Annotated in this window: 25 protein-coding genes; 14 read left to right on the top strand and 11 right to left on the bottom strand. The window is 68.5% G+C overall.

The window, feature by feature from the left end; translation table 11 throughout:
* Nucleotides 1-435: 435 nt before the first annotated feature.
* Nucleotides 436-1,143: a tryptophan-rich sensory protein gene (locus tag KY389_RS10280; protein ID WP_219830842.1), complete on the bottom strand. Its 708-nt coding sequence runs from the start codon at nucleotides 1,141-1,143 to the stop codon at nucleotides 436-438.
* 194 nt (nucleotides 1,144-1,337) lie between these two features.
* Between KY389_RS10280 and KY389_RS10275 the strand changes: the two genes are divergently transcribed.
* Nucleotides 1,338-2,360 carry a LacI family DNA-binding transcriptional regulator gene (locus tag KY389_RS10275; RefSeq protein WP_219830841.1) on the top strand — a complete coding sequence of 341 codons (1,023 nt, stop codon included), beginning with the start codon at nucleotides 1,338-1,340 and terminating at the stop codon, nucleotides 2,358-2,360.
* Here the strand turns inward: KY389_RS10275 and KY389_RS10270 are convergent.
* The 5 genes from KY389_RS10270 to KY389_RS10250 form a co-directional block, all read right to left on the bottom strand.
* Nucleotides 2,300-3,247, bottom strand: coding sequence for a molybdopterin guanine dinucleotide synthesis (locus KY389_RS10270; RefSeq protein ID WP_219830840.1), 948 nt, complete (start codon nucleotides 3,245-3,247; stop codon nucleotides 2,300-2,302). The two genes, KY389_RS10275 and KY389_RS10270, sit on opposite strands and share 61 nt — an antisense overlap.
* A 90-nt stretch (nucleotides 3,248-3,337) precedes the next feature.
* Nucleotides 3,338-4,126, bottom strand: a complete 789-nt coding sequence (locus tag KY389_RS10265; protein ID WP_219830839.1) for a heme ABC transporter ATP-binding protein — start codon at nucleotides 4,124-4,126, stop codon at nucleotides 3,338-3,340.
* Entirely contained in the window at nucleotides 4,123-5,187 is a 1,065-nt protein-coding gene (locus KY389_RS10260; RefSeq protein ID WP_219830838.1) for a FecCD family ABC transporter permease, read from the bottom strand. Before KY389_RS10260 ends, KY389_RS10265 begins: the two co-directional genes overlap by 4 nt.
* Entirely contained in the window at nucleotides 5,187-6,026 is an 840-nt protein-coding gene (locus KY389_RS10255; RefSeq protein WP_219830837.1) for a heme/hemin ABC transporter substrate-binding protein, read from the bottom strand. The genes KY389_RS10260 and KY389_RS10255 overlap by 1 nt, the downstream gene beginning before the upstream one ends.
* Complete coding sequence (locus tag KY389_RS10250; RefSeq protein ID WP_219830836.1) at nucleotides 6,023-7,060, bottom strand: hemin-degrading factor; 1,038 nt, start codon at nucleotides 7,058-7,060, stop codon at nucleotides 6,023-6,025. The genes KY389_RS10255 and KY389_RS10250 overlap by 4 nt, the downstream gene beginning before the upstream one ends.
* A gap of 139 nt (nucleotides 7,061-7,199) precedes the next feature.
* On the opposite strand from KY389_RS10250, the gene KY389_RS10245 reads away from it, so the two are divergent.
* From KY389_RS10245 to KY389_RS10225, 5 genes are read left to right on the top strand one after another with little or no spacing between them, the layout of a single operon-like run.
* A complete protein-coding gene (locus tag KY389_RS10245; protein ID WP_219830835.1) occupies nucleotides 7,200-9,227 on the top strand; it encodes a TonB-dependent receptor domain-containing protein in 2,028 nt (675 codons plus the stop codon).
* 40 nt (nucleotides 9,228-9,267) lie between these two features.
* A complete protein-coding gene (locus tag KY389_RS10240; protein WP_246588065.1) occupies nucleotides 9,268-9,972 on the top strand; it encodes a MotA/TolQ/ExbB proton channel family protein in 705 nt (234 codons plus the stop codon).
* Complete coding sequence (locus KY389_RS10235; RefSeq protein WP_219830834.1) at nucleotides 9,969-10,388, top strand: ExbD/TolR family protein; 420 nt, start codon at nucleotides 9,969-9,971, stop codon at nucleotides 10,386-10,388. Before KY389_RS10240 ends, KY389_RS10235 begins: the two co-directional genes overlap by 4 nt.
* A 15-nt stretch (nucleotides 10,389-10,403) precedes the next feature.
* Nucleotides 10,404-10,775: a biopolymer transporter ExbD gene (locus KY389_RS10230; protein ID WP_219830833.1), complete on the top strand. Its 372-nt coding sequence runs from the start codon at nucleotides 10,404-10,406 to the stop codon at nucleotides 10,773-10,775.
* A gap of 2 nt (nucleotides 10,776-10,777) precedes the next feature.
* Nucleotides 10,778-11,710, top strand: coding sequence for a TonB family protein (locus tag KY389_RS10225; RefSeq protein WP_219830832.1), 933 nt, complete (start codon nucleotides 10,778-10,780; stop codon nucleotides 11,708-11,710).
* 89 nt (nucleotides 11,711-11,799) lie between these two features.
* Here KY389_RS10225 and KY389_RS10220 read toward each other — a convergent pair whose 3' ends face one another.
* The 4 genes from KY389_RS10220 to KY389_RS10205 form a co-directional block, all read right to left on the bottom strand.
* Complete coding sequence (locus KY389_RS10220) at nucleotides 11,800-12,558, bottom strand: iron ABC transporter ATP-binding protein (RefSeq protein WP_219830831.1); 759 nt, start codon at nucleotides 12,556-12,558, stop codon at nucleotides 11,800-11,802.
* On the bottom strand, nucleotides 12,555-13,445 hold the full coding sequence (locus tag KY389_RS10215; RefSeq protein ID WP_425517177.1) for an iron chelate uptake ABC transporter family permease subunit: 891 nt from the start codon (nucleotides 13,443-13,445) through the stop codon (nucleotides 12,555-12,557). Before KY389_RS10215 ends, KY389_RS10220 begins: the two co-directional genes overlap by 4 nt.
* A gap of 94 nt (nucleotides 13,446-13,539) precedes the next feature.
* Nucleotides 13,540-14,493 (bottom strand): ABC transporter permease, encoded by a 954-nt coding sequence (locus KY389_RS10210; protein WP_219830829.1) that lies wholly within the window; start codon nucleotides 14,491-14,493, stop codon nucleotides 13,540-13,542.
* Complete coding sequence (locus tag KY389_RS10205; RefSeq protein WP_219830828.1) at nucleotides 14,493-15,401, bottom strand: siderophore ABC transporter substrate-binding protein; 909 nt, start codon at nucleotides 15,399-15,401, stop codon at nucleotides 14,493-14,495. Before KY389_RS10205 ends, KY389_RS10210 begins: the two co-directional genes overlap by 1 nt.
* A gap of 183 nt (nucleotides 15,402-15,584) precedes the next feature.
* On the opposite strand from KY389_RS10205, the gene KY389_RS10200 reads away from it, so the two are divergent.
* The 7 genes from KY389_RS10200 to KY389_RS10170 all read left to right on the top strand — a co-directional run bounded on the left by KY389_RS10200 (nucleotide 15,585) and on the right by KY389_RS10170 (nucleotide 21,686).
* Entirely contained in the window at nucleotides 15,585-15,869 is a 285-nt protein-coding gene (locus KY389_RS10200; RefSeq protein WP_219830827.1) for a DUF2218 domain-containing protein, read from the top strand.
* 134 nt (nucleotides 15,870-16,003) lie between these two features.
* Nucleotides 16,004-17,230 (top strand): glutathionylspermidine synthase family protein, encoded by a 1,227-nt coding sequence (locus KY389_RS10195; protein ID WP_219830826.1) that lies wholly within the window; start codon nucleotides 16,004-16,006, stop codon nucleotides 17,228-17,230.
* Between the two features lie 41 nt (nucleotides 17,231-17,271).
* Entirely contained in the window at nucleotides 17,272-17,856 is a 585-nt protein-coding gene (locus KY389_RS10190) for a DUF1190 domain-containing protein (protein ID WP_219830825.1), read from the top strand.
* A 116-nt stretch (nucleotides 17,857-17,972) separates the two neighbouring features.
* A complete protein-coding gene (gene osmF, locus KY389_RS10185) occupies nucleotides 17,973-18,884 on the top strand; it encodes a glycine betaine ABC transporter substrate-binding protein OsmF (RefSeq protein WP_219830824.1) in 912 nt (303 codons plus the stop codon).
* Nucleotides 18,851-20,026, top strand: a complete 1,176-nt coding sequence (locus tag KY389_RS10180; protein ID WP_343222940.1) for an ABC transporter permease — start codon at nucleotides 18,851-18,853, stop codon at nucleotides 20,024-20,026. The genes osmF and KY389_RS10180 overlap by 34 nt, the downstream gene beginning before the upstream one ends.
* Nucleotides 20,023-20,955, top strand: coding sequence for an ABC transporter ATP-binding protein (locus KY389_RS10175; protein WP_219830823.1), 933 nt, complete (start codon nucleotides 20,023-20,025; stop codon nucleotides 20,953-20,955). The genes KY389_RS10180 and KY389_RS10175 overlap by 4 nt, the downstream gene beginning before the upstream one ends.
* On the top strand, nucleotides 20,952-21,686 hold the full coding sequence (locus tag KY389_RS10170) for an ABC transporter permease (RefSeq protein ID WP_219830822.1): 735 nt from the start codon (nucleotides 20,952-20,954) through the stop codon (nucleotides 21,684-21,686). Before KY389_RS10175 ends, KY389_RS10170 begins: the two co-directional genes overlap by 4 nt.
* Before the next feature lie 521 nt (nucleotides 21,687-22,207).
* Here the strand turns inward: KY389_RS10170 and KY389_RS10165 are convergent.
* Nucleotides 22,208-22,516: a hypothetical protein gene (locus KY389_RS10165; protein ID WP_219830821.1), complete on the bottom strand. Its 309-nt coding sequence runs from the start codon at nucleotides 22,514-22,516 to the stop codon at nucleotides 22,208-22,210.
* A gap of 45 nt (nucleotides 22,517-22,561) precedes the next feature.
* Here KY389_RS10165 and KY389_RS10160 point away from each other — a divergent pair, with 45 nt between their 5' ends.
* Nucleotides 22,562-22,873 carry a hypothetical protein gene (locus KY389_RS10160; RefSeq protein ID WP_219830820.1) on the top strand — a complete coding sequence of 104 codons (312 nt, stop codon included), beginning with the start codon at nucleotides 22,562-22,564 and terminating at the stop codon, nucleotides 22,871-22,873.
* The last annotated feature ends 92 nt before the right edge of the window (nucleotides 22,874-22,965 follow it).

Here is a 22,965-nt window from a genome sequence, read left to right as displayed (position 1 = left end):
CGCTACGGCGCTATGGGAAAGCGCGCGTGCGGCCAGCGGGGCTACCCGTCAGCTACACCACCGGCGGGGAAACGACCACCGCGGAAGCCCCACGCCAAGCCGCGTCCTGTAGGCTTCAGCCCGCCGAGCCGACCCCGAAAAGCAAAAAATCGAAATGCCCCGAAATCATCGAACGGCACGGCCAGTCCCTTCGTGCCGTGGGTCTCGTGCAGGGACTTCATCTCGCGCAACTGGCCGTAAAAGCCGCATGGCGGTGTTCGCCACCGGAACCGGTTGCCCGCGCCACGTCATGCTGTCTGGAACGCCCCCGTCGATCAAGGGGAAGGTGAGGCCCGGCGCCTCGGCAGCACCCGCCGGCCGGTCGGCACTCTTATCGCGGCGGCCAGTCCAGGCAACACAAGGTGACACGTCAAAGCCCCCGTTGAAGCGCAAAGGCTATCTGCGCGCGTAAGCCTGCCAGATGCGCCCGGACAGCGCAATCGCGGCCAGGGCGGCCAAGGCGACGATCACCCAGTTTCCGCGCGGCGCATTCGCGGCGATGATGCCCAGAAGCGCCCAGATCACCGCCGCCGGATAGGCCCATTCCAGCGGTCGGCGCGACTGGATCGCCAGGGCGGCCGCGCCAATGCCGATCAGGCATAGGATCGCGGCCACCTGTGGCGACAGCCAGCCATGCCCGCCCAGCCAGACGCCGATGGACACGCCCGAAGCCGCCGTCAGCCAGCCAGCATAAAGTTCGGCGGGCCAGTCCAGCCAGGGATGCCCGCGCCCGCCCCGGATCATCGCCGTGACCGCCGTTGCCATCATCGCCAGGATCATCAGCGTGGCCAGGCCCGGCAGACGGTTTGCAACCGGGATCCAGAAGAAGCCGACGGCCAGGCTGGCCAGCAGCCACAGCCGCATCGGACGCCAGTCGCCATCATCGGCATGGCGCCACAACCCGTAGCCTGCGCCCAGGATCAGCCACCCATAGATCACTCCCCAGATCGAAAAGGCCCAGCCCGCGGGCTGCACAGGTGGGTTCTCTTGCGGGATCGGGAACAGGTCGGGACGGTAGCCCGCAAATTCGGGGAAGATCACCGGCGATGCGGCAAAGGCGATGGCGGCGATCAGGACGGCAATGGCCAGGGCGCGGTTGCTCATGAAATCTCCTTGCAGCATGAGGCATGGTCCAACGAAGGCACAAGGCCGGGCGTTCCCGCCGCGTGCCGCGATGCTTGCGCCGGTAAGCGTGTGGCGTCTATGATGTTTCGTGCCGCGCCATGCGGCGGCACGATCGCGGCGCGTCTGCGGTTCCGCCACCGCCATAACGACCCCGGCCCAACGGCAAGCAGGACATGAGGCTCAAGGAATTCGCCCGGCTGGTGGGCATGTCGCAAACCACCGTCAGCCGCGCGCTGAACGGCCATCCCGAGGTGAACGAACAGACGCGCGCGCGCCTGATCGCCGCCGCGCGCGAACATGGCTACAGCCCGAATGCCCATGCACGCTTTCTGGCGACGGGCCGCGCGCCGGTCATCAGTTGCGTCATTCCCATCACCGGCCGTAACGAGATCGTCAGCCCGATCTATGCCGATTTCCTGGCCGGGGTGGGCGAGGAATGCGCCCGGAACAAATACGAGATCAACCTGACCGTCCTGCCCGATGACGAACAGGAAGCCGCCTATCGCAGCCTCAAGTCGCGACAGATGGTCGGCGGCGTGATCGTGCAATTCACCCGCCATGACGACCCGCGCCCCGCGCTGCTGGATCGGCTGGGAATGCCCTATGTCGTGCATGGCCGCGTTTCGGGTCGGTCCGAGCCCTATTCCTGGGTAGATGTGAACAATCGCCGCGCCTTCGAGCGCGCGACCGGCTTCCTGATCCAGCTGGGCCACAGGCGCATCGCCCTGATCAACGGGGACGAACGGATGGATTTCGCCCTTCGCCGCCGCGAAGGTTATCTGAACGCGCTGCGCGATGCGGGGCTGACACCCGGCCCGGACATGCCGGGCGGCGAAATGACGGTTGCGCATGGATATGGTGCGGCGCGGCACCTGTTGCGGCTGGATCCGCGCCCGACAGCGATCCTGTGTTCCTCGACCATGATCGCCGAGGGCGTGCGTCAGGCCGCGCAGGAAGCGGGGCTGCAACTGGGGCGCGACCTGTCGGTGGTCTGTTTCGATGACGACCTGTCCTATTACAGCAACCGCGACGCGGTGCCGGAATTCACGGCGATGCGGTCCTCGGTCCGACTGGCGGGGCAGCGTATTGCCGCCATGCTGATCCACCGGATCGAGACCGGCGACCCGACCCCCGTTCAGGAATTGCTCGAGGCCGAACTGGTCGTCGGCCGATCCACCGCGCCGCCCGGTCGCTGATCCGGCAGCTGATCGCCCCAGGGCCGCGCGGCCAGCACGGCCTCTGCGGCGGCCTCCAACGCAGGCTGGTGTCCGAAACCGAGGATCTGCCCTTCATCGGCGAGCGCCGTGATCGCCGGATGCGGCATGAACAGGGGCGCCAGCGCGTCGGCATCGTCCAGATGGCGCAGGACATGGGCCAGCACTGTCACCTCGGCCTCGTCGCGGCAGGAAAAGCCCTCCGCCGCCCGCACGCCTTGCCCGATCAGCGAAGGATAGACCTCGGCCAGAACGGCCCGCGCCTCGTCGCAGGGCTGAAAGGGCCAGACCGCGACGCCCGGCACGCGGCGCAGACGGTTCAGCCAGGCGATTCCGGTCAGGCTTTGGGCACCGACCGCCCCTGCACCCGCCAGCTGAAAGACCGATTTCGGGCGTGCCGTGCCGCTGGCGGTCTCGGTCGCGCGGCGCTGGGACAGGTCGGGATGCGGTGCGGGCTTCAGGCGCGGCAGGTCGGGCGTGGGCAGCTTGCGCCCGTCGCCCCAGAAGACCGGCTGTCCAAGCGCGCGGTTCATCGCCGCCGCCAGATCGCGGTAGTTGCTGCGGTTGCGGTCATCGTCCCGATGCGCCGCGCCCAGATGATCCCACAAGGCCAACGCACCCGGCTGTCCGGTGATCCGCTGCGCCAGCCCCGCCGGATGGCCAAAGGCGAAATCGGCGCCGACCAGCACGCGCTCGCCCGTCTTGCGCGCCCGCGACAGGGCGCAGCCCAGCAGCTTCCAGGCGCGGCGGCGCGTCTCGGGGTTCCGGGCGGGACTGCGGTCGCCGCCGATCCAGATCGAATCGCGGCCCCGTTTCGGCGATCCCGCCGCCGACCAGTCGAGAATCAGGATGCGGTCGAACAGCGGCAAAGAGGGCCTTGGTGCAGGGCGACGGAAAGGGGCGCGGGTTGTGTCGTGTCGCCAGATTGGGAAAGGTCCGCGCCAAGGGCAAGCCCTCGATCATGCGGCACTTTGCGGCAGCAGCCAGACGCCTTGGTCGGGCGCATGACGCACCCGCAGGGGGCAGCCATAGGCGCGTTCCAGCAGGCGGTCGGTCAGGACCAGATCGGGCGGCCCCTCGGCCAGGACACGGCCCGCTTGCAGCAGCAGCACGTGATCCGCGACCATCGCCGTCAGGTTCAGGTCATGCATCACCGCGACCGTGCCGCCGCCCGCCTGCGCGTGGTCCCGCGCCAGCCGCATCACGGCCAGTTGGTGCGCGATGTCCAGGCTGCTCACCGGCTCGTCCAGCATCAGCCATCGGGGCGGGCCGTCCGGACTGGGCAGCGCGCGGATCTGGGCCAGCGCGCGGGCCAGTTGCGCGCGCTGTTGTTCGCCGCCCGACATGTCCTGCCACAGACGGCCGGCATGGCCGGCCAGCCCGACCTCGGCCAGAGCGGCACGGATCAGCACGGCGCGTTCGGCTGAGGGGATGGGCAGGCCCTCCAGCGCGATGCCCACGATCTCGGACGCGGTAAAGGCAAAGCCAAGGGCGCTGTGCTGCGGCAGGACAGCGCGCTGGCGGGCCAGCGCCTCGGGCGGCTGGCCGGCGATGTCGGCGCCGTTCAGCGTGACGCGGCCCGCCTTGGGCGCGACCTCTCCGGTCAGGGCGCGCAGCAGCGTCGTCTTGCCCGAGCCGTTCGGCCCGATGATCGCCGTGACCTGCCCGGCCCGCGCCGTCAGATCGACGCCGTGCAGCACCATGCGCCCCGACAGCGCCACATGCAGGGCAGAGGCGGAAAGGCTCATCCCAGCACCTTGCGGTTGGACAAAAGCACCCACAGGAAGAACGGCCCCCCAATGACGGCGGTGATGATGCCGATGGGCAATTCGGCGGGCGCCACGATGCTGCGGCTGACCATGTCCGCGGCGATCAGCATGGTTGCGCCCAGCAGGCCCGCATTGACCAGCAGCCAGCGATGATCCGGTCCCTGGATCAGCCTCAGCAGATGCGGCGCCACGATGCCGACAAAGCCGATCCCGCCCGAGATCGCGACCGAGGCTCCTGTCGCGGCCGAGGTTCCCAGAATAGCCACCGTCTTGACGCGCTGGACGCGGATGCCGGTATGCGCGGCCACGGCCTCGCCCAAAGCCAGCGCGTTCAGGCCGCGCGCCAGAAAGGGCGCGCAGGCCAGTCCGGCCAGAATGACCGGCGCGGCGGCGGCCAGCTTGGTCCAGCTGGCCCCTGCCAGCGAGCCCATCCCCCAGAAGGTCAGATCCCGCAGCTGCGCGTCATCGGCGGAATAGACGATCAGCCCCGACAGCGCGCCCACCATCGCGGCCAGCGCGATCCCCGCCAACAGCATCGTCGCAACCGAGGTCCGCCCGCCCCGCGTCGCCACCGCATAAAGGACCAGCATCGCGACCCAGCCTCCCGAAAAGGCCGCCAGCGGCACCAGATGCCAGCCCGCAAGGGCCGCGATGGCGGGCGGCAGCATCCCGCCCAGCACAATAGCCGCAATCGCGCCCAGACCCGCGCCCGCGCTGACGCCCAAGAGGCCCGGATCGGCCAGAGGGTTGCGAAACAGCCCCTGCATCACCGCGCCCGACACGGCCAGACCTGCGCCGACCAGAATGCCCGTCAGCAGACGCGGCAGGCGGATCTGCAACAGCACGACCCGGTCGGTCACTGCCACTTCGCGCCCGGCGATCAGATCGCGCAGCACCACCAGCCCCGACACGCCCGACGCCCCCTGCATCAGCGACAAGGCCGACATGACCAGCAGCGCCGCCAGCAGGCAGATGCCGACCATGCGCCCGATATGACGACGGTCTCCTTCGAGGCGCAGGCCCATTTCGGTGGCGACCATCATGGCACCTCGTAGAGGGCGCGGTGCAGGTCCAGCGCGGCCTGCCCGGTGCGGGGGCCGAAGCCCAACAGATACAGCCCGTCCATGCGGATCACCCTGCCGTTGCGGGCCGCAGGCGTGGTGGCGATCGCGGGCATGGCCAGAAGCGCCGCGTCCGAGGCACCGTGATCGCTGTCGGCCTCTCCGCGGTTCATCATCAGGATGATGTCCGGCGCCGCGGCGGTGATCGCTTCGTCGGTCAGGGGCTTGTAGCCGGAAAAGCCCGCGACCGCATTTTCGGCCCCGGCCAGGCGCAGCATCGCATCTGCGCCGCTATCCTGCCCCGCGGCCAGAACCCGCCCGCCTTGCAGCGACAGGATGAACATGACCCGCGCGGGCCGATCGACCGCATCGCGCGCCGCCGCAAGCGCGGCGAAATCGGCGCGAATCGCCGCCAGCAGCGTGGCGGCGGCCTCGGGCGTGCCAAGCGCCTCGGCGACGGCCTCGATCCGGGCGATGACCGAATCCTCATCCTCGCCCGAGGCAATCTGATGAAAGGGGATGCCCGCCGCCTTCAGGATATCCACCGTTTCGGGAGGGCCTGCGCCTTCCTCGGCGATGATCAGATCGGGGCGCACCGACAGCACGCCCTCGGGCGAGAGCGCGCGGACATAGCCCACATCGGGCAGCTCCAGCACCTCGGGCGGATAGCTCGAGGTCGTGTCACGCGCGATCAGCCTGTGACCCTGACCAAGCGCATGGATGGTCTCGGTCACCGCGCCGCCAAGGGCCAGAACCCGGTCGGCCAGCACGGCCTGCGGCAGCATCAGTGCCGCCAGCAGAAGCGCCACACCCCTCATGCGGAACGCTCGGCCGCTGGCAGAGCCGAGACCAGCGCGGCCCAGCCCTCGGAATCGCCACCCTTGTCCGGTCTCATGCCGAAACATTGCCAGATCAGTTCGCCCGCCGCGTCGAAGGCCTCGACCGACAAAGCCGGGCCGCGCCTGGTGGGTTTCTCGACCGCCCAGACCTCGGCCACATGATCGGCGCGCAGATGCAGGTTGAAGCGCGCATCCATCACGTTCAGCCACGGCCCCATCGGTTTGAGGCTTTGCACCGGGCCGGAATGGATCTGGATGCAACCCATATTGCCGACGAACAGCATGACCTGCTGACCCTGGTCCAGCAAGGCGCGGAACATCGCATCCGAGGCTGCCGCTGCCAGGGGCCGCGCCCAGGGGGCGCCCACAAGCCGATAGGCGCCAAGACGGTTCATCTTGAGCCGCCGCACCAGCGTGTTGAACTGGTGCGTGTCGGTCATCGCCGCCCATTCGGCCCGCAAGGCGTCCGCCCGGTCAGGAGCGATGCGGGCGCCTTCAGGGGCGGGGGCGGGGGCGTAGTCCGAAAGGCTGTGCTGATCGGCCAGCGCCAGATCGGTCCGTAGCCGATCCCACGCCGCCAGATCGCTGGTCTCGCGCAGATGAACCTTGTGGACCGCGGCGCCTGCCGCGTCGAAGACCTGCACCGACCGCCGCGTGCCCGATGGCGTGTCCGCCTGAACCGCGAAGGCATGGACCCAATGCCGTGGAAAGATCCGCAGGTCGATTTCCGTGTCCAGCGTCATCGCGGCGTGATCGCCGTCATGGAAGTGATTGTAGGTGCCGATCTTCTCGATCACGCAGGACCGGTTGCGCGTCAGGGCCATCACCTCGCCCAGGGCCTGCACCGCGGGAATCAGGCGCCCCGGCCTCGGGTCGATGCGGGTCGCGCCATGGCCAAGCTCGGCCTCGACCAGGGCAGCCTCGGACAGACCAAGCTGCGCAGCAAGGTCATAGGGGCGCAGAGCCGCGTCGCGTTTCAGTTCGCGCAGGCGCGCAGGCGTCAGGTCGTTCATGTCATGCCTCGATCCTGTGAAATTCGGGGGCATCTGGCGACAGGCTGGACGCTATTCTTGACATCTTTAGTCAGATTCCTTACGCGGCGCAAGACGCCAGCCCGATGCCAGCGCGAACAAGCGACGCAAAGGGACAAAGATGCGTGGAAACTTGACGGCCCTGGCCGCCCTTCTGGGAACGACACTGATGACAACGCCGCTTCTGGCGCAGGAACAGGCACGCGGGTTGATGCTGGACCCGATCGTGCTGCGTGCGGGCACCGAAAAGGTTGCCTCTTCGGTGCCGCAATCGGTGACGGTGGTGGATCAGGATCAACTTGACGACCTGAACCCCGGCACGATCGGGGACGTGCTGGCCAATGTGCCGGGTGTGCAGGGCGTGGGCTCGGCCGGGTTCTTCGGGCAGGGCTTCAACATCCGCGGCTTCGGCGCGACCGGATCGGCCGCCTCCGAGGCCGGGATCGTCCAGATCATCGACGGCGAGCGGAAATACTACGAAAGCTATCGCCAAGGGTCTTTGTTCGTAGAGCCCGACTTCCTCAAACGGGTCGAAGTGCTGCGCGGGCCGGGCTCGTCCACGCTTTACGGCGCGGGCGCGCTTGGCGGGGTAATCGCGATGGAGACGATCGAGGCGGACGACCTGATCGCCCAGGGCCGGACCAACGGCGGGCGCGTGCGTCTGGGCTATGCCAGCAACCCCGACACCGCCTTGGCCAGCGCGGTCTGGGGCTGGCGCCCGACCGAGGGGTTCGAGGCCGTCGCCGGACTTGCCTGGCGCAAGCTGGGCGAGACCGAGGATGCCGATGGCAACACCATCGTCCGGTCCAATTCGGAAACGCCGAACCTGCTGCTGAAGGCCCGTCAGCAACTGGGCGACCATTACGTCGAGGCCAGTTATCTGCATCTGGAGGCCGATGGCCGGGATCAGGATTTCAACCAGATCGACGGCCCGCAGGTCGGGCTGTTCCCCAATTTTCCGGGCTGGGGCGTGGGCAACATCCTGACCCGCGACCAGACTGCGCGCCTGGTCTGGGGCTACAACCCCGCCGACACTGCGCTGATCGACACCCGCGTGACGCTGTCCTACACGAACACGATCAAGGATGTGCAACAGGGTTCCAACCCGGCGGAACCCATCATGCCCAGCCTGTTGGGGCGGCGCGATTACGCGCTGTGGAAGCTGAACGTGAGGAACGTCGCGGACCTGTCGGGCGCGGGCCACGAGCATTACCTGACGATTGGCGCGGAAACCTCGCGGCAGGACCGGTCCTCGACGACGATTTCGTCCTCGCATCCCGAGGCCTTCACCCGGCAGAACGCGATCTATGCCCTGTCCGAGGTGACGTTGGGCGCGCTGACCGTGAATACCGGCCTGCGCCAGACCTGGCAGCGGACCGAACCGAAGGATACCGTCACCATCAGCGACGACCGCGTGTCCACCAACGCGGCCGAGCCGCAGATTGCCGCGATCTACCGGCTGAACGACCGCTGGCGCGTCTTCGGATCCGCCGCCGATGTGCGCCGAATCCCGACCGTGGACGAACTTTACGACGGCTTTGCCGGCGGCGCGGCCTCGCCCGATCTGCGGGCCGAAAAGGGGCGCAACCTGGAAATCGGCTTCAGTTACAGCGGAGGCGACCTGATCGCCCAAGGCGACGAGGCGGCGCTGCGCGTCACGCTGTTTCGCAACCATATCCGCGACATGATCGTGCGCACCAATGGCCGCGCGCCCACCCCGGCCTACGAAAACATCGACCGGGCCTATCTTCGCGGTGGCGAGATCGAGGCCAGCTATGCCAGCGCGGGCTGGCAACTGGGCGCTTCGGTCTCGGTGGTCGAGGGCGAGGATCAGGACGGCGCCACGCTGGACACGCTGCAAAACAACCGCCTGATGCTGCAGGCCAGCTATCAGCTTTCCGACAACTGGAAGATCGGCGCGCGCAGCACCCTGGCCGATGGCCGCGAAAAGGCCGATGGCACGCATCGGTCGGGCTACGGCGTCCACGACATCTACGCCACCTGGACCGCGCCGGACAGCATCGCGCCAGGGCTTCAGGTCAATTTCGGCGTCGATAACGTGACGAATCGCGATTATACCCCGGCGACATGGCTGACCGGTCCTGCGGCCGGGCGGAATGTCAAACTGACGCTGACCAGAGCGTTCTGATCCGCCCTGCATGGCGGGATGGCAGACAAGGAGCCACCGAATGAACCAGATGACCCAGACCCTGTCCGCCCTGCCGCTGATCGGCATGATCCGGGATGGCGGCTGGACGATGTGGCTGATCGCGGCCCTGTCGGTGCTGACGCTGACGGTGGTGCTGTGGAAGCTGTGGTCGCTGTGGCGGCTCGGCGTCTGGGGCGGGCGCCACTCGCGCCGCGCCATCCAGCTGTGGTCCGAAGGTCGCTGGCGCGAGGCCATGGCCGAGGTGCGCAGTCGCCCCTCGGCCCGCGCCCGCGTCGTGCAGGCGGCCATCGGCACCACGCTTGATCCCGCCTTCGACGACAGGGCCGCCCGCGAGGAAACCGCGCGGGTGGCGCGACAGGCGCTGTATCGCGCGCGCGAAGGGTTGCGGGCGCTGGAACTGATTGCCACGATCGCGCCGCTTCTGGGCCTTCTTGGCACGGTTCTGGGCATGATCGCGGCATTTCAGGTGCTGCAAAGCTCGGGCAATCAGGCCGATCCGGCCGATCTGGCGGGCGGCATCTGGGTCGCGCTGCTGACCACGGCGGCGGGCATGGCGGTGGCGATCCCCGCCGGTGTGGCGCTGTCCTGGTTCGAAAGCATCAGCGACCGGCTTCAGGCGGATCTCGAGGATCTGGCCACCCGCGTCTTCGTCGCGGCCCCCCGCGCCGTCACACGACCCGACCCGCGGGCGGGCGAGGACTGGCAACGGCAGGCCGCGGAATGAGCCGCACGGACGACATCGAAAGATTCGATCTGGGGCCAAGGCGGCATCCGCGGCGGATGTCTCTGACGCCCATGATCGACGTGGTGTTCCTGCTGTTGATCTTCTTCATGCTGGCCTCCCGCTTCGGGATGGATGCGGTCCTGCCGGTCGCGGGCGGCACCGGCGGCGCCCGGACGGAATGGCAGGGGCCGCCGCGCCTGCTGGACGTTGCGCCCGACGCGCTGCGCCTGAATGGCGCCGAAATCACGCCCGAGGCCCTGCCCGCCGCGCTGGCCGAATTGATGCCGGTCGAGACCATGCCCGAGGGCGGCGCCGTCATCCTGCGCCCGCGCGACGAGGCCGACCTGCAACGTCTGGTCGAAGTGATGGACCTGCTGCGCGAGGCGGGTTTCGCCGACCTCATCCTGATCGAGTAGCCCATGCGGATCGACATGCCCCCCCGACGCCCGCGCGGCGAAACGATCATTCCGATGATCAACGTGGTGTTCCTGCTGCTGATCTTCTTCCTGCTGACCTCGCAGATCGCGCCCTCGACCCCGTTCGACGTGACGCCTCCCGAGGGCGGCAACGCCGAATTGCGGGCCGAATCGCGTGACGTGCTTTACGTCTCGGCCTCGGGCGATCTGGCCTGGAACGAGGCGCGCGGCGATGATGTCTGGCAGGCCATCGCCCTGGCCGCGCCCGAACAGCCGGTCGAGATCCGCGCCGACCGCGCGACCCCGGCCGTCATCGTGGCGGCGCATCTGAAACGCCTGCGCGAGATCGCCCCCGAGGGCGCGCGCCTTGTCGTCAGCGGAGGGTGAACATGATCCAGAGACGCGTTCTGGAAACCGCCGGCTTCATCACCATCGCCGCCGCGCTGCATGTCTCGGCGGCCGCGATCCTGATGCCCGAACGGTTGCAGCGCGGCGAGATGGGCAATCTGGGTCCGACCGCTCTGGCCGCGGGCGGTGTCGAGGTGCAGTCGATGGTGTCCCAATGGGAAAATGCGCCCGAGATCGCCACACCCACCGATCTGGCGCAACCCGAGACCCCGCCCGAGATGCAGCCCGTGCCGCAGCCCGAGCCGGTCGAGATGACCGCCCTGCCCGAGGCACCTCCGGCCTTGGCCGCACCCGACATGCCGATGGCCGCGCCGAACCTGCCCGAGGCGCCCGAACCGCCCCGGATCGAGGCGGCCGAGATGAACCTGCCCGAGATCCGGCGCCTCGATCCGCCCGAGATTCCTGTCGAACCCGCGCTGACGCTGGAAGTCTCAGCCCGGCCCGAGCGCCGCCCGGATCGCAGCCGACCCGAGCCACAGCAGCAGCGCGCCGAGCCGCGCCAACGTGCCCTCGAAGCTCCGGTGCGCCAGCAGGCGCAATCCCAGCCCCCGCCGCAGCAGGCCGGACAGGGTGGCAGCGCGCCCAGCCCGAACAGCGGCGGCGGCGGGGCCGGCGGCATCAGCGAGAACCAGCGGACGAACCTGATGAGCCAATGGGGCGGCCAGATCCGCAACTGCATCAGCCGCCGGGCCGACACGCCGCGCGGCGCGCGCGGGGGCAGGGTCGTGCTGGCCTTGTCGGTCGGGCGGGACGGGACGATCCATGCTATCGCGGTCGCCTCGTCTTCGGGACAAGACGACGTGGACCAGTCCATCCTGCGGGCGGCGCAGCGGGCCGGACGATGCCCGGCAGCACCGGCGGGCCTGACCGAGGCGCGCTATTCGTTTCAACTGCCGATCATGGTCCAGCGGTGATCCGGCAAGCCGCGAAAGCCGCCCCCATCGAAGGGGCGGATTTCGCCGGGGGCTGCGCCCCCGATCCCGGCCCGACCGGGGGGCGGCAATCAGGCGTGGTGCAGGACCAGCGGACGACCCTGATGGCGGCCCATAGCAATCGGCGCGTCATAGAGCCGCGACAGAAGCTCCTCGGTCAACACGGCATCGGGCGCGCCTTCGGCGAGGATACTGCCATCCTTCAGCGCGATGATGTGATCGGCCCAGGCCGCGGCGTAATTCACCTCGTGCAGCACGACGGCCACGCTGCGGCCCTGCCGATCGACCAGCGCGCGCAGGCGAGCCATCAGCGCGCGGGCATGGCTCATGTCCAGATTGTTCAGCGGCTCGTCCAGCAGCAGCCATTCGGTGTCCTGCGCGAAGGCCATCGCGATATGCGCGCGCTGCGCCTGACCGCCGGACAATTCGTCCATGAAGCGATCCGCCAGCGGATCAAGGGCGAAGGTCCGGATCGCCTCGGCCACATGGGCGCGGTCGGCGGCTGTGGGGCGGCCCTTGTGATGCGGCCAGCGCCCGAAGGCCACCAGCTCGGCCAGGCGCAGGCGGCTGGCGATCAGCGTCTGCTGGCCCAGGACCGCCATGACCTGCGCCAGCCTGTCGGTCGGCGTCGTGGCGATGTCGTGCCCCGCCACGCGAATCCGGCCCGCCTGCAGCGGCTCAAGCCGCCCGATCAGCCGCAAAAGCGTGGACTTGCCCGCCCCGTTCGGCCCGATCAGCGCGGTCAGGCGCCCCTCGGGCAGGCGGGTGGTAATGTCATGCAGGATCGGCGTTCCCGCGATCCGATGGCTGACGGCCCGAATCTCGATCATCGGATGCGTCCCTTGAGAAGAAGATAGAGGAAAAACAACCCGCCCGCGAATTCGACCACGACCGACAGGGTGGCAGCCTGGCCCAATTGCCGCTCGAACAGCCATTGACCGCCAATCAGGATCGTGGCGCCGATCAACCCCGCCGCAGGCAGCAGCACGCCGTGCGAGGCGCTGCGCGTCAACCCATGCGCCAACCCGGCGACAATCAGTCCGAAGAAGGCGACCGGCCCCACAACGGCCGTCGAGACCGAGACCAGCAGCGCGACCAGCGACAACGCGGCGATGACCACCGCCTGGTGCCTCAGCCCAAGCGAGACCGCCGCGTCGCGCCCCAGCGCCAGCACATCCAGCCGCGCCGACATCCGCCAGGCGGCCAGCACCGCAAGCAACGTGACCGCACCGGCAACCGGCAGCAGCGTGGCGTTCACCCGGTTGAAGCTGGCAAAGCTGGCGGCCTGCACCACCGCGTATTGCGCGGGGTCCATGACCCGGCCCATGAAGCCCGCCAGCGACCGGAACAGCACGCCCAGGATCACCCCGGTCAGAATCATGCGTGGAATGTCCCGCGCGCCCTGCAACATCAGCGTTCCGAACAGCGCCGAGGCCAGCAGCACCATCAGCGCGATCTCGGACAGGAACTTGGCGGTGGCGGGCAGCCCGGCGAAGCCCGCGATCCCCAGCGAGGCCACCAGTGCCGTCTGCAACAGCACGTAAAGCGCATCGAACCCCATGATCGAGGGTGTCAGCACCCGGTTCGCGGCGACGGTCTGGAACGTCACTGTCGAGACCCCGACCGAAACGCCCACCAGCGCCAGTGCAGCCAGCTTGTTCGCCCTCAGCCCCAGGACAAAGCCGCGATTGCCGCCGCCCCCCAGCCCCTGCCACATCCACAGCGCCGACACCGCTGCCAACAGGCAGGCCAGCCCCGCCAGCACCCAAACGGGGCGCAAGGCGGCGGGACGCGCCGCAAGCGTCAGTGCCTCAGCCATGCGCGGGCCTGCGATGCAGAAGCCACAGGAACAGACCCGCGCCCAGAACACCCAGGATCAGTCCGGCGGGCAGCTCGTAGGGCGCCACCACGACGCGCGCGACCAGATCACAGGCCAGAACCAGCACAGCCCCGGCAAGCGCCACGACCGGCAGCGTCTGGCGCAGGTTGTCGCCCATCAGCCGCGCGACCAGATTGGGCACCACCAGCCCTACGAAAGGCAGCATCCCCACCGTCGTCACGACCATGGCCGTAACCACCGACACGGCCAGCAGGCCAAGACGCATCACCGCATCGACGGAAAGACCAAGTCCCGTCGCCACTGAATCGCCCAGCCCCAGAATCGCGAAACGATCGGCCGCAAGCCAGGCCAGCACCGCCGCTCCGCCCGCGATCCACAGCAACTCATACCGCCCCGCAATGGCGCCCGAAAATTCGCCGCTGCCCAGCCAGGTGCCAACGAACTGCATCAGATCATGCTGCCAGGCAACAAAGGTCACCACCGAGCCGACGACGCCCGACAGGATGATCCCCGCGATGGGGACCAGCATCACCTCTCGCGCGGGAAGGCGGCGGATCACCGCCAGAAACAGCGCCGTCGCGGCCATTGCGGCCAGGCTGGCCACCACCATCCGCAGCCAGAGCGGGCTTGCCGGTGCCCAGATCGTGATGGCCAGCAGGCCCAGGGCCGCGCCCTCGGCCGTGCCCGACGTGTCCGGCCCGACGAAACGGTTGCGCACCAGCGCCTGGATCAGCACGCCCGCCACCGAAAGGGCAGCCCCGGTCAGGGCCACGGCCAGCATCCGCGGCAGGCGCGATTCCACTAGGACCAGCATCGCCAGCGGATCCTGCCGCAGCATCCGCAGATCGACCTGCGCGGCGCCGATGGTCAGGCTGGCCAGCATCAGCGCGATCAGTGCCAATGACAGGGCTGGCAGGATGCGCATCAGTTGCGGGTTTCGGCGCCCTCAAGCGCCTGGGTCAGCTGGCCGATCAGCGTCATCATCGCACCGTATCCCCCGGCCGAGATATAGGCCGCGCCAGGGTCCAGATTGACCACCTGCCCCCGCGACCAGGCTGTCGTCTGCTCGACCAGACCAGAGCGCAAGGTCGCCTCGGCCCCCTGCCCTTCCTCGCCGATCGCGGCGCTGCGATCGACGACGATCAGCCAGTCGGGATTCACCTCGGCGATGAATTCATGGGTGATCGCCTGACCATGCGTGGCCGTGTCCAGCCCAGGCGCGGCCTCTTCCAGCGCGGTCGCATCGAAGATCCAGCCGAAGCGCGACCCGGCCCCATAGGCCGACATGCGCGTGCCGTTGGTCAGCACGATCAGCGCCCGCCCCTTCGCCTCCGAGGCCGCCCGCAACCGCTCCAGCGCAGCGTCCAGTTCGCGGGTCAGCGCCTCGGCCTCGGCCTCGCGCTGGAAAAGCCGACCATAGCCTGCAATTCGCGCCTTGGCGCTGGCCATCAGGTCTTCCTCCAGCGTCATGTCGATGGCGGGCGCCACCTGCGACACCGCCTGCAATTGCGCCGCCGATCGGCCGCCGACGATGATCAGATCCGGTCCGACCCCGGCCAGCGCTTCCAGATCGGGCTCGAACAGCGTGCCGACGCGCTCGGCCCCGGCCACGGCCTCGGCCAGAGCGGGCACCGTCACGCGCTCGATCGTGGCCACAGGCGTCACACCAAGCGCGATCAGCGTGTCCAGCGCGGCCATGTCATGGACCGCCACCCGTTCGGGCGCGGCCTCCAGCGACACCTCGCCCTGGGCGGTGGGGATCACGACGGTATCGGCCAGTGCCGCCGAGGACAGGCCAAGGGTTGCAAGAACAGCAACTGCCAGAAGTCGCATGTCATTTCCTTTCGGGTCAAAGCCGGGCTTCTGGTTACGCCCCGGCCGCTTGCACGGCTTAGCGCGTCATCATCGCAGGGTAAAGAATAACAGTGCATTTTTGTCAGGTTATAAGGTCTGTTTGTTGACAAATTGCATCAACATTCGCTACCCGCCCTGCAGGACCGCATGACAGGAGTTCCCATGCAACTCACCGCCACCTTCCCGACGGAACGCGGCCCCGCCCTGATGGGGACGATGGCCAAGCATTTCGGCCACAAGATCCAGGTCGAGGCCTCCGACACCCGGGCAAGGCTGCACTTCGCGGCAGGCACTGCGACCATCGCGCTGACCCCGACCGGCCTGCACCTCACCGTCGAAGCGCCCGAGGCCGAACCGCTGGACATGCTGCGCGGCGTCGTCGAAAGCCACCTGCTGCGCTTTGCCCATCGTGAAGCCCCGCACCCGCTGGACTGGCAAGCCGCCTGAGCCCTTTGCCTTGGGCCAAGTATCCCGGGGGCAATCCCCGGAACAGGGATGGGGGGCAGCGCCCCCTGCCCGGCGCCCCCCCGCGACGCCCTTTCCTCTGGTTCTCGGGCGCCCTTCGCCCTATGTCAGAGGCCATGCATAAGATCGCCCTGCCCGTCCGCCCCGACCTGGCCGCAAAGGCCGAAGACGTTGGCTTCACCTTCGCCACCATGCATGGCGAGCCCTATTGGGATGAAAGCTCGGCCTACCGCTTCACGCTGGCCCAGATCGAACAGGATATCGAAGATCCGGCGACCCAGCTTCACGCCATGACGCGCGAGGCCGTGGCCGCCATCGTCGGCTCGGAAAGGTTGATGGCGCGGCTAGGCATCCCCCCGGCGCATTTCGACCTGATCGCCGACAGTTGGGCGCGCAACGAGCCCGAAATCTATGGCCGCATGGATCTGGCCTATGACGGCACCGGCCCGGCGAAGCTGCTGGAATACAACGCCGACACCCCGACCTCGCTTTACGAAAGCGCAGCCTTCCAGTGGCAATGGCTCGAGGATCAGATCGCGGCCGGCCACCTGCCCGAAGGCGCCGACCAGTTCAATGGCATCCACGAGGCGCTGGTCGAACGCTTCCGGGGCCTGTTCGCGCCCGATACCGATATCCACTTCACCGCCATCGCCGGCAACCCCGAGGATTACGCCACCGTCGAATCCATGGCCTGGGCCGCGCGCGAGGCCGGGATGGGCGCCCATTACAGCGATCTCGACAAGATCGGCGTCAGCCATGGCGGCCAGTTCCTCGACGCCGAAGGACGGGTGATCGGCACGCTCTTCAAGCTCTATCCGTGGGAGGACATGCTGGCCGACGACTACGCCCGCCATATTGCCGGTTCGGGCTGCCTGTTTCTGGAACCCGCCTGGAAGGCGGTCGTGTCCAACAAGGGGCTTCTGCCGGTCCTGTGGCAGATGTTCCCCGGCCATCCGAACCTGCTGCCCGCCTTCTTTGCCGATGACGTGGCCGATGCGCTGGTCTCGGGCGGACGGCCCGCGCCCGAGGTAGCCCGTGCCTTCGACATGGCGGCCGCGACGCTGCGCCGGGGCCATGTGGTCAAGCCGCTCTTTTCGCGCGAAGGGGCAGGCGTCAGCATCGTCGAGGCGGGCGAAGTCTCGGAATCCAGCCCGGCGGGCGATTACGACCGCCACCCGCGCATCGTGCAGGCCTATCACCCTCTGCCCGCGTTCGACGGCTTCCACCCGGTAATCGGCGCCTGGATCGCGGGCCATGATTGCGTCGGCATGGGCCTGCGCGAGGACCGTTCGCGCATCACGCAGGATCTGTCGCGCTTCAAGCCGCATTTCATCGCGGATTGACCCGCGAAACGTCAGGCGTAGCGATGCGCCAAGGAGGGGATATGAGAAAACGTTCCAGAACCGTCGCGCTGACCATTCTCGGCGCCGCCGCCTTTACCGTCGCCGGCTGCCGCGAGGAACAGGTCGAGGCGCAGGCCTTTCCCGATCTGGCAAGCTGTCAGGCCGCCGCCGCGCAGGGCGGGCTGTTCACCGCCGCCGAATGCGAGGCGGCTTTTGCCGAGGCCGAGGCCCTGCATGTCGAGGCCGCGCCCCGCTATGACAGTCTCGAAGTCTGCGAGGAACAGCATGGCGTCGGCAATTGCAGTTCCGAGGCACAGCAGGCGGGCGGTTCGGGCAGCATCTTCATGCCGCTTCTGGCAGGCTACCTGATTGGCTCGATGCTGGGGCGCGCAAGTGCCGGTCAGGCCGCCGCGCAACCGATGTATCGCAACGCGCAAGGCGGATATACCAACGCCGCACGGACCACGAATTTCGGCAGCAATACGGGCCGCGCGACGGTCAGCGGGCAGCAATTCACCCGCCCCGCCGCCACTGCCGGACAGCCGCCCATGACCCGCGCCACCGCCGCATCCAGGGGCGGTTTCGGCGGCACCGGCAGCGGCGCGACCCGCAGCTTCGGCGGCTGACGGTCAGGCGCTTCGGATATCCGGGAACCGGACCGCGTTTCGTGCATTAAGCCAAGGCCCTGCCTGATTCTGAAGGGTTCCCGGCACATGGGCCACGACCAGGACAGGAGTTTCCGATGAGCCGACGCCACCTTGCCCTTGCCGCAATCCTGACGATGGGGGCCGCGGGCGCCTCGGCTCAGGATATTACCGTTTCCTCGAAGATCGACACCGAAGGCGGGCTTCTGGGAAACATGATCCTGATGGCCTTGCAGGATGCGGGCCTGCCGGTGCGCGACCGCCTGCAACTGGGCGGCACGCCGATCATGCGCGATGCGATCACCACCGGGCAGATCGACATTTATCCCGAATATACCGCGAACGGCGCCTTTTTCTTCAACGAGGCCGACAGCGAGGTCTGGAAGGATGCCGAGGCGGGTCTGGCCCGCGTGGCAGAACTGGACCTGGAACAGAACAACATCGTCTGGCTGACCCCCTCGCCCGCCAACAACACCTGGGCCATCGCGCTGCGGCAGGACGTGGCCGAGGAGAACGGGCTGACCACCATGTCCGAGATGGGCGCCTGGATCGCGGGCGGCGGGCAGATCGTGCTGGCCGCCTCGACCGAGTTCGTGACCTCGCCCGCCGCCCTGCCGGCCTTTCAGCAGACCTACGGTTTCACCCTCGCGCCGGACCAGCTGATCCAGCTTTCGGGCGGCGACACGGCGGCGACCATCGCGGCGGCAGCACAGCAGACCTCGGGCGTGAACGCCGCGATGGTCTATGGCACCGATGGCGGCATCGCCCCCGCAGGCCTGGTCGTGATGGAGGACGACCAGGGCGTGCAACCCGTCTATCAGCCCGCCCCGATCGTCCGGGCCGAGGTGCTTGAGGCCCATCCCCAGATCGCCGAAATCCTCGAGCCGATCTTCCTGGCGCTGGATCTCGAGACCCTGCAGGAACTGAACGGCCGCATCCAGGTCGGCGGCGAGCCTTCGGACGCGGTCGCCCGTGAGTGGCTGACGGAAGCGGGCTTCATCGACGGATGATCGCCCGGCTGGACCGCCCCGGCCTGCTGTTCGCGCTGATCGGCCTGGCCGGGTTGGCCCTGCCGCTGGTGCAGTTCCGGCCGAACCGCATCCTGCCCGGAGAGGGTCTGGCCCTGCATCAGGCCCTGCCTTGGGGCTGGGCGCTGACGGCTGCGCTGGCGGCACTGTTTCTGGTCGCGCCGCGCCTGCCCCTGCGGGCGCGGATTGCGCTGCCGCTGGCGGGGGTGCTGGGGCTGATGCTGGCCCTTGGCGCGGCGGCTGCGGTCTTGACACCCGAGGGCGACCGGATGGCCCGCATTTCGCCATCAACCGGGTTCTGGCTGGCGGGTCTGGCTTTGTCGCTGATGCTGGCCGATGCCATCGCGCGGTTGAACCCGCCCCTGCGACTGCGCTGGCTGATCCTCGGCGGTGCGATAGCGGGGATCGGCGCGGTTCTGGCCTCGGGCGCGCTGGATCAGGTCTCGGTCATGCGGGAATATCAGGCGCGTCAGGCGGTCTTTCTGCGCGAGGCGCGGGCGCATCTGGCGCTGGCCTTCGGTTCGCTGGCGCTGGCGCTGGCGGCGGGTCTGCCGCTTGGCGTGCTGCTGCATGGCCGTATGCGGATGCGCGGGCCGGTCCTGTCGGCGCTGAATATCCTGCAGACAATTCCTTCGCTGGCCATGTTCGGCATCATGATCCCGCTCTTTGGCTGGATCGCGGCGACCATCCCCGGCGCGGCGCAGGCAGGCATCTCGGGCATCGGTCCATTTCCCGCGCTGGTCGCGCTGTTTCTTTACGCATTGTTGCCGGTCGTGGCGAATACCCTGGCGGGGCTGGCCTCGGTCCCGCAGGCTGCGCTGGAGGCTGCGCGCGGCCTGGGCATGACCCGCGCGCAGGTGCTGGTGCAGGTGATGCTGCCGCTTGCGCTGCCCGTGCTGCTGGCGGCGGTGCGGATCGTCCTGGTCCAGAGCATCGGCCTGGCCGTGATCGCCGGGCTGATCGGGGGCGGCGGCTTCGGCACCTTCGTCTTTCAGGGCCTGAATCAGACGGCGATGGATATGGTCCTTCTGGGCGCGCTGCCCACCATCGCGCTGGCGCTGGTCGCAGGCATCGCGCTGGATCTGCTGACCCGCGCCAGCCGCCGCGAAAGGACCGCCCCATGATCGAGATCCGCAACCTGACGCGCCGTTTCGACGAGGTTCTGGCCGTCGATGATGTCAGTCTGACCGTGCCGACCGGCCAGATCGCGGCGCTGGTCGGCACGTCGGGTTCCGGCAAGACGACGCTTTTGCGGATGATCAACCGGCTGGTCAAGCCAAGCGCCGGACAGGTGCTGATCGACGGAGAGGACACGGCCGACCAGCCCGCCCACCTGCTGCGGCGGCGGATCGGCTATGCGATCCAGGGCCACGGCCTGTTCCCGCATCAGAGCGTGGCGCGCAACATCGCAACGGTGCCGCGCCTTCTGGGCTGGCCGCGCGACAGGATCGCGGCGCGGGTGGACGAGCTGCTGACCCTGTTCCAGCTGGACCCCGCCGCCTATCGGGACCGGATGCCGCAGGATCTGTCGGGTGGCCAGCAACAGCGGGTAGGCGTGGCGCGGGCGCTGGCCGCGCGGCCCGACCTGCTGCTGATGGACGAGCCCTTCGGGGCGCTGGACCCGGTGATCCGCGCACAGGCGCAAGAGGATCTGCGCGCCGTCCAGCGCCGCCTTGGGACGACGGTCATCCTGGTGACGCATGACATGGACGAGGCGATCCGTCTGGGCGACCGCATCGCGGTGATGGATCAGGGGCGGCTTGTCCAATATGCCCCCCCGGCCGAGATCCTGACCGCGCCGGCCTCGGATTTCGTCCGCGACCTGATCGGCGACAAGCAGCGGCCCTTCTATCTGCTCTCGCTGTCGCAGGTGGATGCCCTGCGCAGCCCAGGCCATGCCTCGGGCGCGCCGATCCCGCCCGAGGCCAGCCTGCGCGACGCGCTGGCCGAATGCCTGTGGCGCGGGGCCGAGGCGCTGCCCGTGGCCGGGGGCGGCATCGTCACGCTGGCCGCCCTGCGCGCGGCCGCCCGGCCCGAGGCAGGGACGGCATGACGGGGCGCATCCTTCTGGCGCTGGCCGGGATCGGGCTGCTGGCCTTTCTGGTCCAGCCCCAGGCCTTCGCGCCTCTGTTCCAGCCCTTCACCCGCAACGGCGCGCCCGCGATCTATACGCAGACCCCGCTTCTGGCGCTGACGCTGTCGCATCTGGCGCTGGTCGCGCTGGCGGTGCTGGCCTCGACCATCGTGGCATTGGCGCTGGCGGTTCTGGTCACACGGCCTGCGGGGCGCGAATTCCTGCCCCTGGCGCGCACGATCACAAGCGTCGGCCAGACCTTTCCGCCCGTCGCGGTGCTGGCGCTGGCCGTGCCGCTGATGGGGTTCGGCACCGGACCGACGTTGCTGGCGCTGTTTCTCTACGGCCTTTTGCCGGTCTTCGAGAACGCGCTGGCCGGGCTGACCGGCCTGCCCGCCCCCGTGCGAGAAGCCGCCCGAGGCATGGGCCTGACGGCCCGTCAGCGGCTATGGCAGATCGAGCTGCCTCTGGCCCTGCCGGTGATCCTGACCGGGATGCGGCTGACGGCGGTGATCTCGCTTGGCACGGCGACGATCGGATCGACGGTCGCGGCCCGCACTCTGGGCGAGGTGATCATCGCGGGGCTTCTGTCGGGCAACACGGCCTTTGTGCTGCAAGGCGGGCTGATCGTGGGCATCCTGGCCGTGATGATCCACGAGGGGTTCCAGCGGGCCGAACGCATCGCGGCCCGCCGGGCCGGTGCGGCTTAGCCCGTGACGGCTGCACATCCCGGATGTCGCGCATTCAGCCCCGGATCGTGCAGTCGCACAGGCAATAGCCCGAGCCGGCGATGTCAGGACGGCCATCCGGTCACACCCCGCAGCGTCACGACAGGCACGGTTCCCATCGCGCTGCGCGGCGAAACAGGCGTCGAAATCCGAGGCGCCCGGAACAGACTGTTGTTCCTTGGTCCGGTCCAGCAACAAATAACGGCTTTCGGCCCGACCGAGCCGCTCTTCGGCGATCAGCTTCAGGGCGATCCTCATATCCTCGGAAACCTCGATGAAATGGCGGGCATGGCGGGTTCGGGCCTTTTCGGCAGCGGCATCGGCATCGGCGGGCTTGGCCACGTCACCATCGCTTGCCCTGTCCAGAGGGCGGTGCCAGCGCCCGCCAAGCGTCGTTTCGGGCAGGCGCGCCCGTGTTTCAAGGCCGTTGCGGATCGCCACAAAGGCCGTGCCGGGCAAGGCCGCGTCATCCGCTGTCCCCGAGGCCATCCGCATCTCGACCGTCAGAAGGCGACGATTCGGGTCGTCCAGTCCTCGGGCTGCATCGGCGCGCCGTCCTCGCGGCGCCAGAAGATGTCGGGCAGCCGTCCTGTGGACATGGCTGGCTGTGCAGGAACCGCTTTTGCCGCAAGGACCGGATGGGACGCGCGAAAGGCGATGACGCGGCGAAGAAAGGCCAGAAGATCCGGATCAGCCCTGCCCCGGTTCACCCAACCGGTCGGATTATCCTGGGCATGGGCATTGTCGTTACCGCCCTGCGAATTGCCCAGATCATCGCCCGCCCGCAGCATCGGCCTGCCCTGGGCCAGCATCAGCGTGGCGTCAGGTTGCCGCGGCAGCGGTCGCGGCGTGCCAGGATGACGGGATCGCCGATCGGCCCTTCGGCACCCATGTTATCTGTTATCGGACAAGTCATGGTTGTGTCCGTCGCGATGATCCACGCCATGAGCCTTGTTGTGCCTGTCGTTGTCGCTGACAATGTCCATCAGCGTGAAACCCGTCATGGCCACGACGAAGTTCACACGGAAGGTCGCGGGCCGCCCGTCATGGTCGAACCGCACCGCAAATACCGCGACGCGCTTGGCGGGCTTGTCGATCAGGAAGCGATCATCGCCAAAGGCAAGAACGGCAAGGGCTCGATTGCGGTGATGCCCAGTCCGGTCAGATGATCCACCGGGCCCGAGGCCAGGCCGGATAGGCTCCGGCGTCGGGGATGTCGCTGCGCCCGGCGGTCAGGCCCTTCACATGCGCCATTCAGATC

This window comes from Paracoccus bogoriensis, assembly GCF_019431455.1.
Taxonomy (GTDB): Bacteria; Pseudomonadota; Alphaproteobacteria; order Rhodobacterales; family Rhodobacteraceae; genus Paracoccus; species Paracoccus bogoriensis.
This window is presented reverse-complemented; position numbering and strand designations above follow the sequence as displayed.

Coding starts and splice junctions, on each gene's coding strand:
- osmF (WP_219830824.1), top strand. CDS start 17,973: ATGAGCCGACGCCACCTTGCCCTTGCCGCAATCCTGACGATGGGGGCC.
- KY389_RS10165 (WP_219830821.1), bottom strand. CDS start 22,516: ATGCTGGCCCAGGGCAGGCCGATGCTGCGGGCGGGCGATGATCTGGGC.
- KY389_RS10215 (WP_425517177.1), bottom strand. CDS start 13,445: ATGTGGCAGGGGCTGGGGGGCGGCGGCAATCGCGGCTTTGTCCTGGGG.
- KY389_RS10160 (WP_219830820.1), top strand. CDS start 22,562: ATGACGGGATCGCCGATCGGCCCTTCGGCACCCATGTTATCTGTTATC.
- KY389_RS10170 (WP_219830822.1), top strand. CDS start 20,952: ATGACGGGGCGCATCCTTCTGGCGCTGGCCGGGATCGGGCTGCTGGCC.
- KY389_RS10240 (WP_246588065.1), top strand. CDS start 9,268: ATGAACCAGATGACCCAGACCCTGTCCGCCCTGCCGCTGATCGGCATG.
- KY389_RS10275 (WP_219830841.1), top strand. CDS start 1,338: ATGAGGCTCAAGGAATTCGCCCGGCTGGTGGGCATGTCGCAAACCACC.
- KY389_RS10225 (WP_219830832.1), top strand. CDS start 10,778: ATGATCCAGAGACGCGTTCTGGAAACCGCCGGCTTCATCACCATCGCC.
- KY389_RS10175 (WP_219830823.1), top strand. CDS start 20,023: ATGATCGAGATCCGCAACCTGACGCGCCGTTTCGACGAGGTTCTGGCC.
- KY389_RS10220 (WP_219830831.1), bottom strand. CDS start 12,558: ATGATCGAGATTCGGGCCGTCAGCCATCGGATCGCGGGAACGCCGATC.
- KY389_RS10265 (WP_219830839.1), bottom strand. CDS start 4,126: ATGAGCCTTTCCGCCTCTGCCCTGCATGTGGCGCTGTCGGGGCGCATG.
- KY389_RS10210 (WP_219830829.1), bottom strand. CDS start 14,493: ATGCGCATCCTGCCAGCCCTGTCATTGGCACTGATCGCGCTGATGCTG.
- KY389_RS10260 (WP_219830838.1), bottom strand. CDS start 5,187: ATGGTCGCCACCGAAATGGGCCTGCGCCTCGAAGGAGACCGTCGTCAT.
- KY389_RS10250 (WP_219830836.1), bottom strand. CDS start 7,060: ATGAACGACCTGACGCCTGCGCGCCTGCGCGAACTGAAACGCGACGCG.
- KY389_RS10190 (WP_219830825.1), top strand. CDS start 17,272: ATGAGAAAACGTTCCAGAACCGTCGCGCTGACCATTCTCGGCGCCGCC.
- KY389_RS10235 (WP_219830834.1), top strand. CDS start 9,969: ATGAGCCGCACGGACGACATCGAAAGATTCGATCTGGGGCCAAGGCGG.
- KY389_RS10205 (WP_219830828.1), bottom strand. CDS start 15,401: ATGCGACTTCTGGCAGTTGCTGTTCTTGCAACCCTTGGCCTGTCCTCG.
- KY389_RS10195 (WP_219830826.1), top strand. CDS start 16,004: ATGCATAAGATCGCCCTGCCCGTCCGCCCCGACCTGGCCGCAAAGGCC.
- KY389_RS10280 (WP_219830842.1), bottom strand. CDS start 1,143: ATGAGCAACCGCGCCCTGGCCATTGCCGTCCTGATCGCCGCCATCGCC.
- KY389_RS10200 (WP_219830827.1), top strand. CDS start 15,585: ATGCAACTCACCGCCACCTTCCCGACGGAACGCGGCCCCGCCCTGATG.
- KY389_RS10255 (WP_219830837.1), bottom strand. CDS start 6,026: ATGAGGGGTGTGGCGCTTCTGCTGGCGGCACTGATGCTGCCGCAGGCC.
- KY389_RS10230 (WP_219830833.1), top strand. CDS start 10,404: ATGCCCCCCCGACGCCCGCGCGGCGAAACGATCATTCCGATGATCAAC.
- KY389_RS10245 (WP_219830835.1), top strand. CDS start 7,200: ATGCGTGGAAACTTGACGGCCCTGGCCGCCCTTCTGGGAACGACACTG.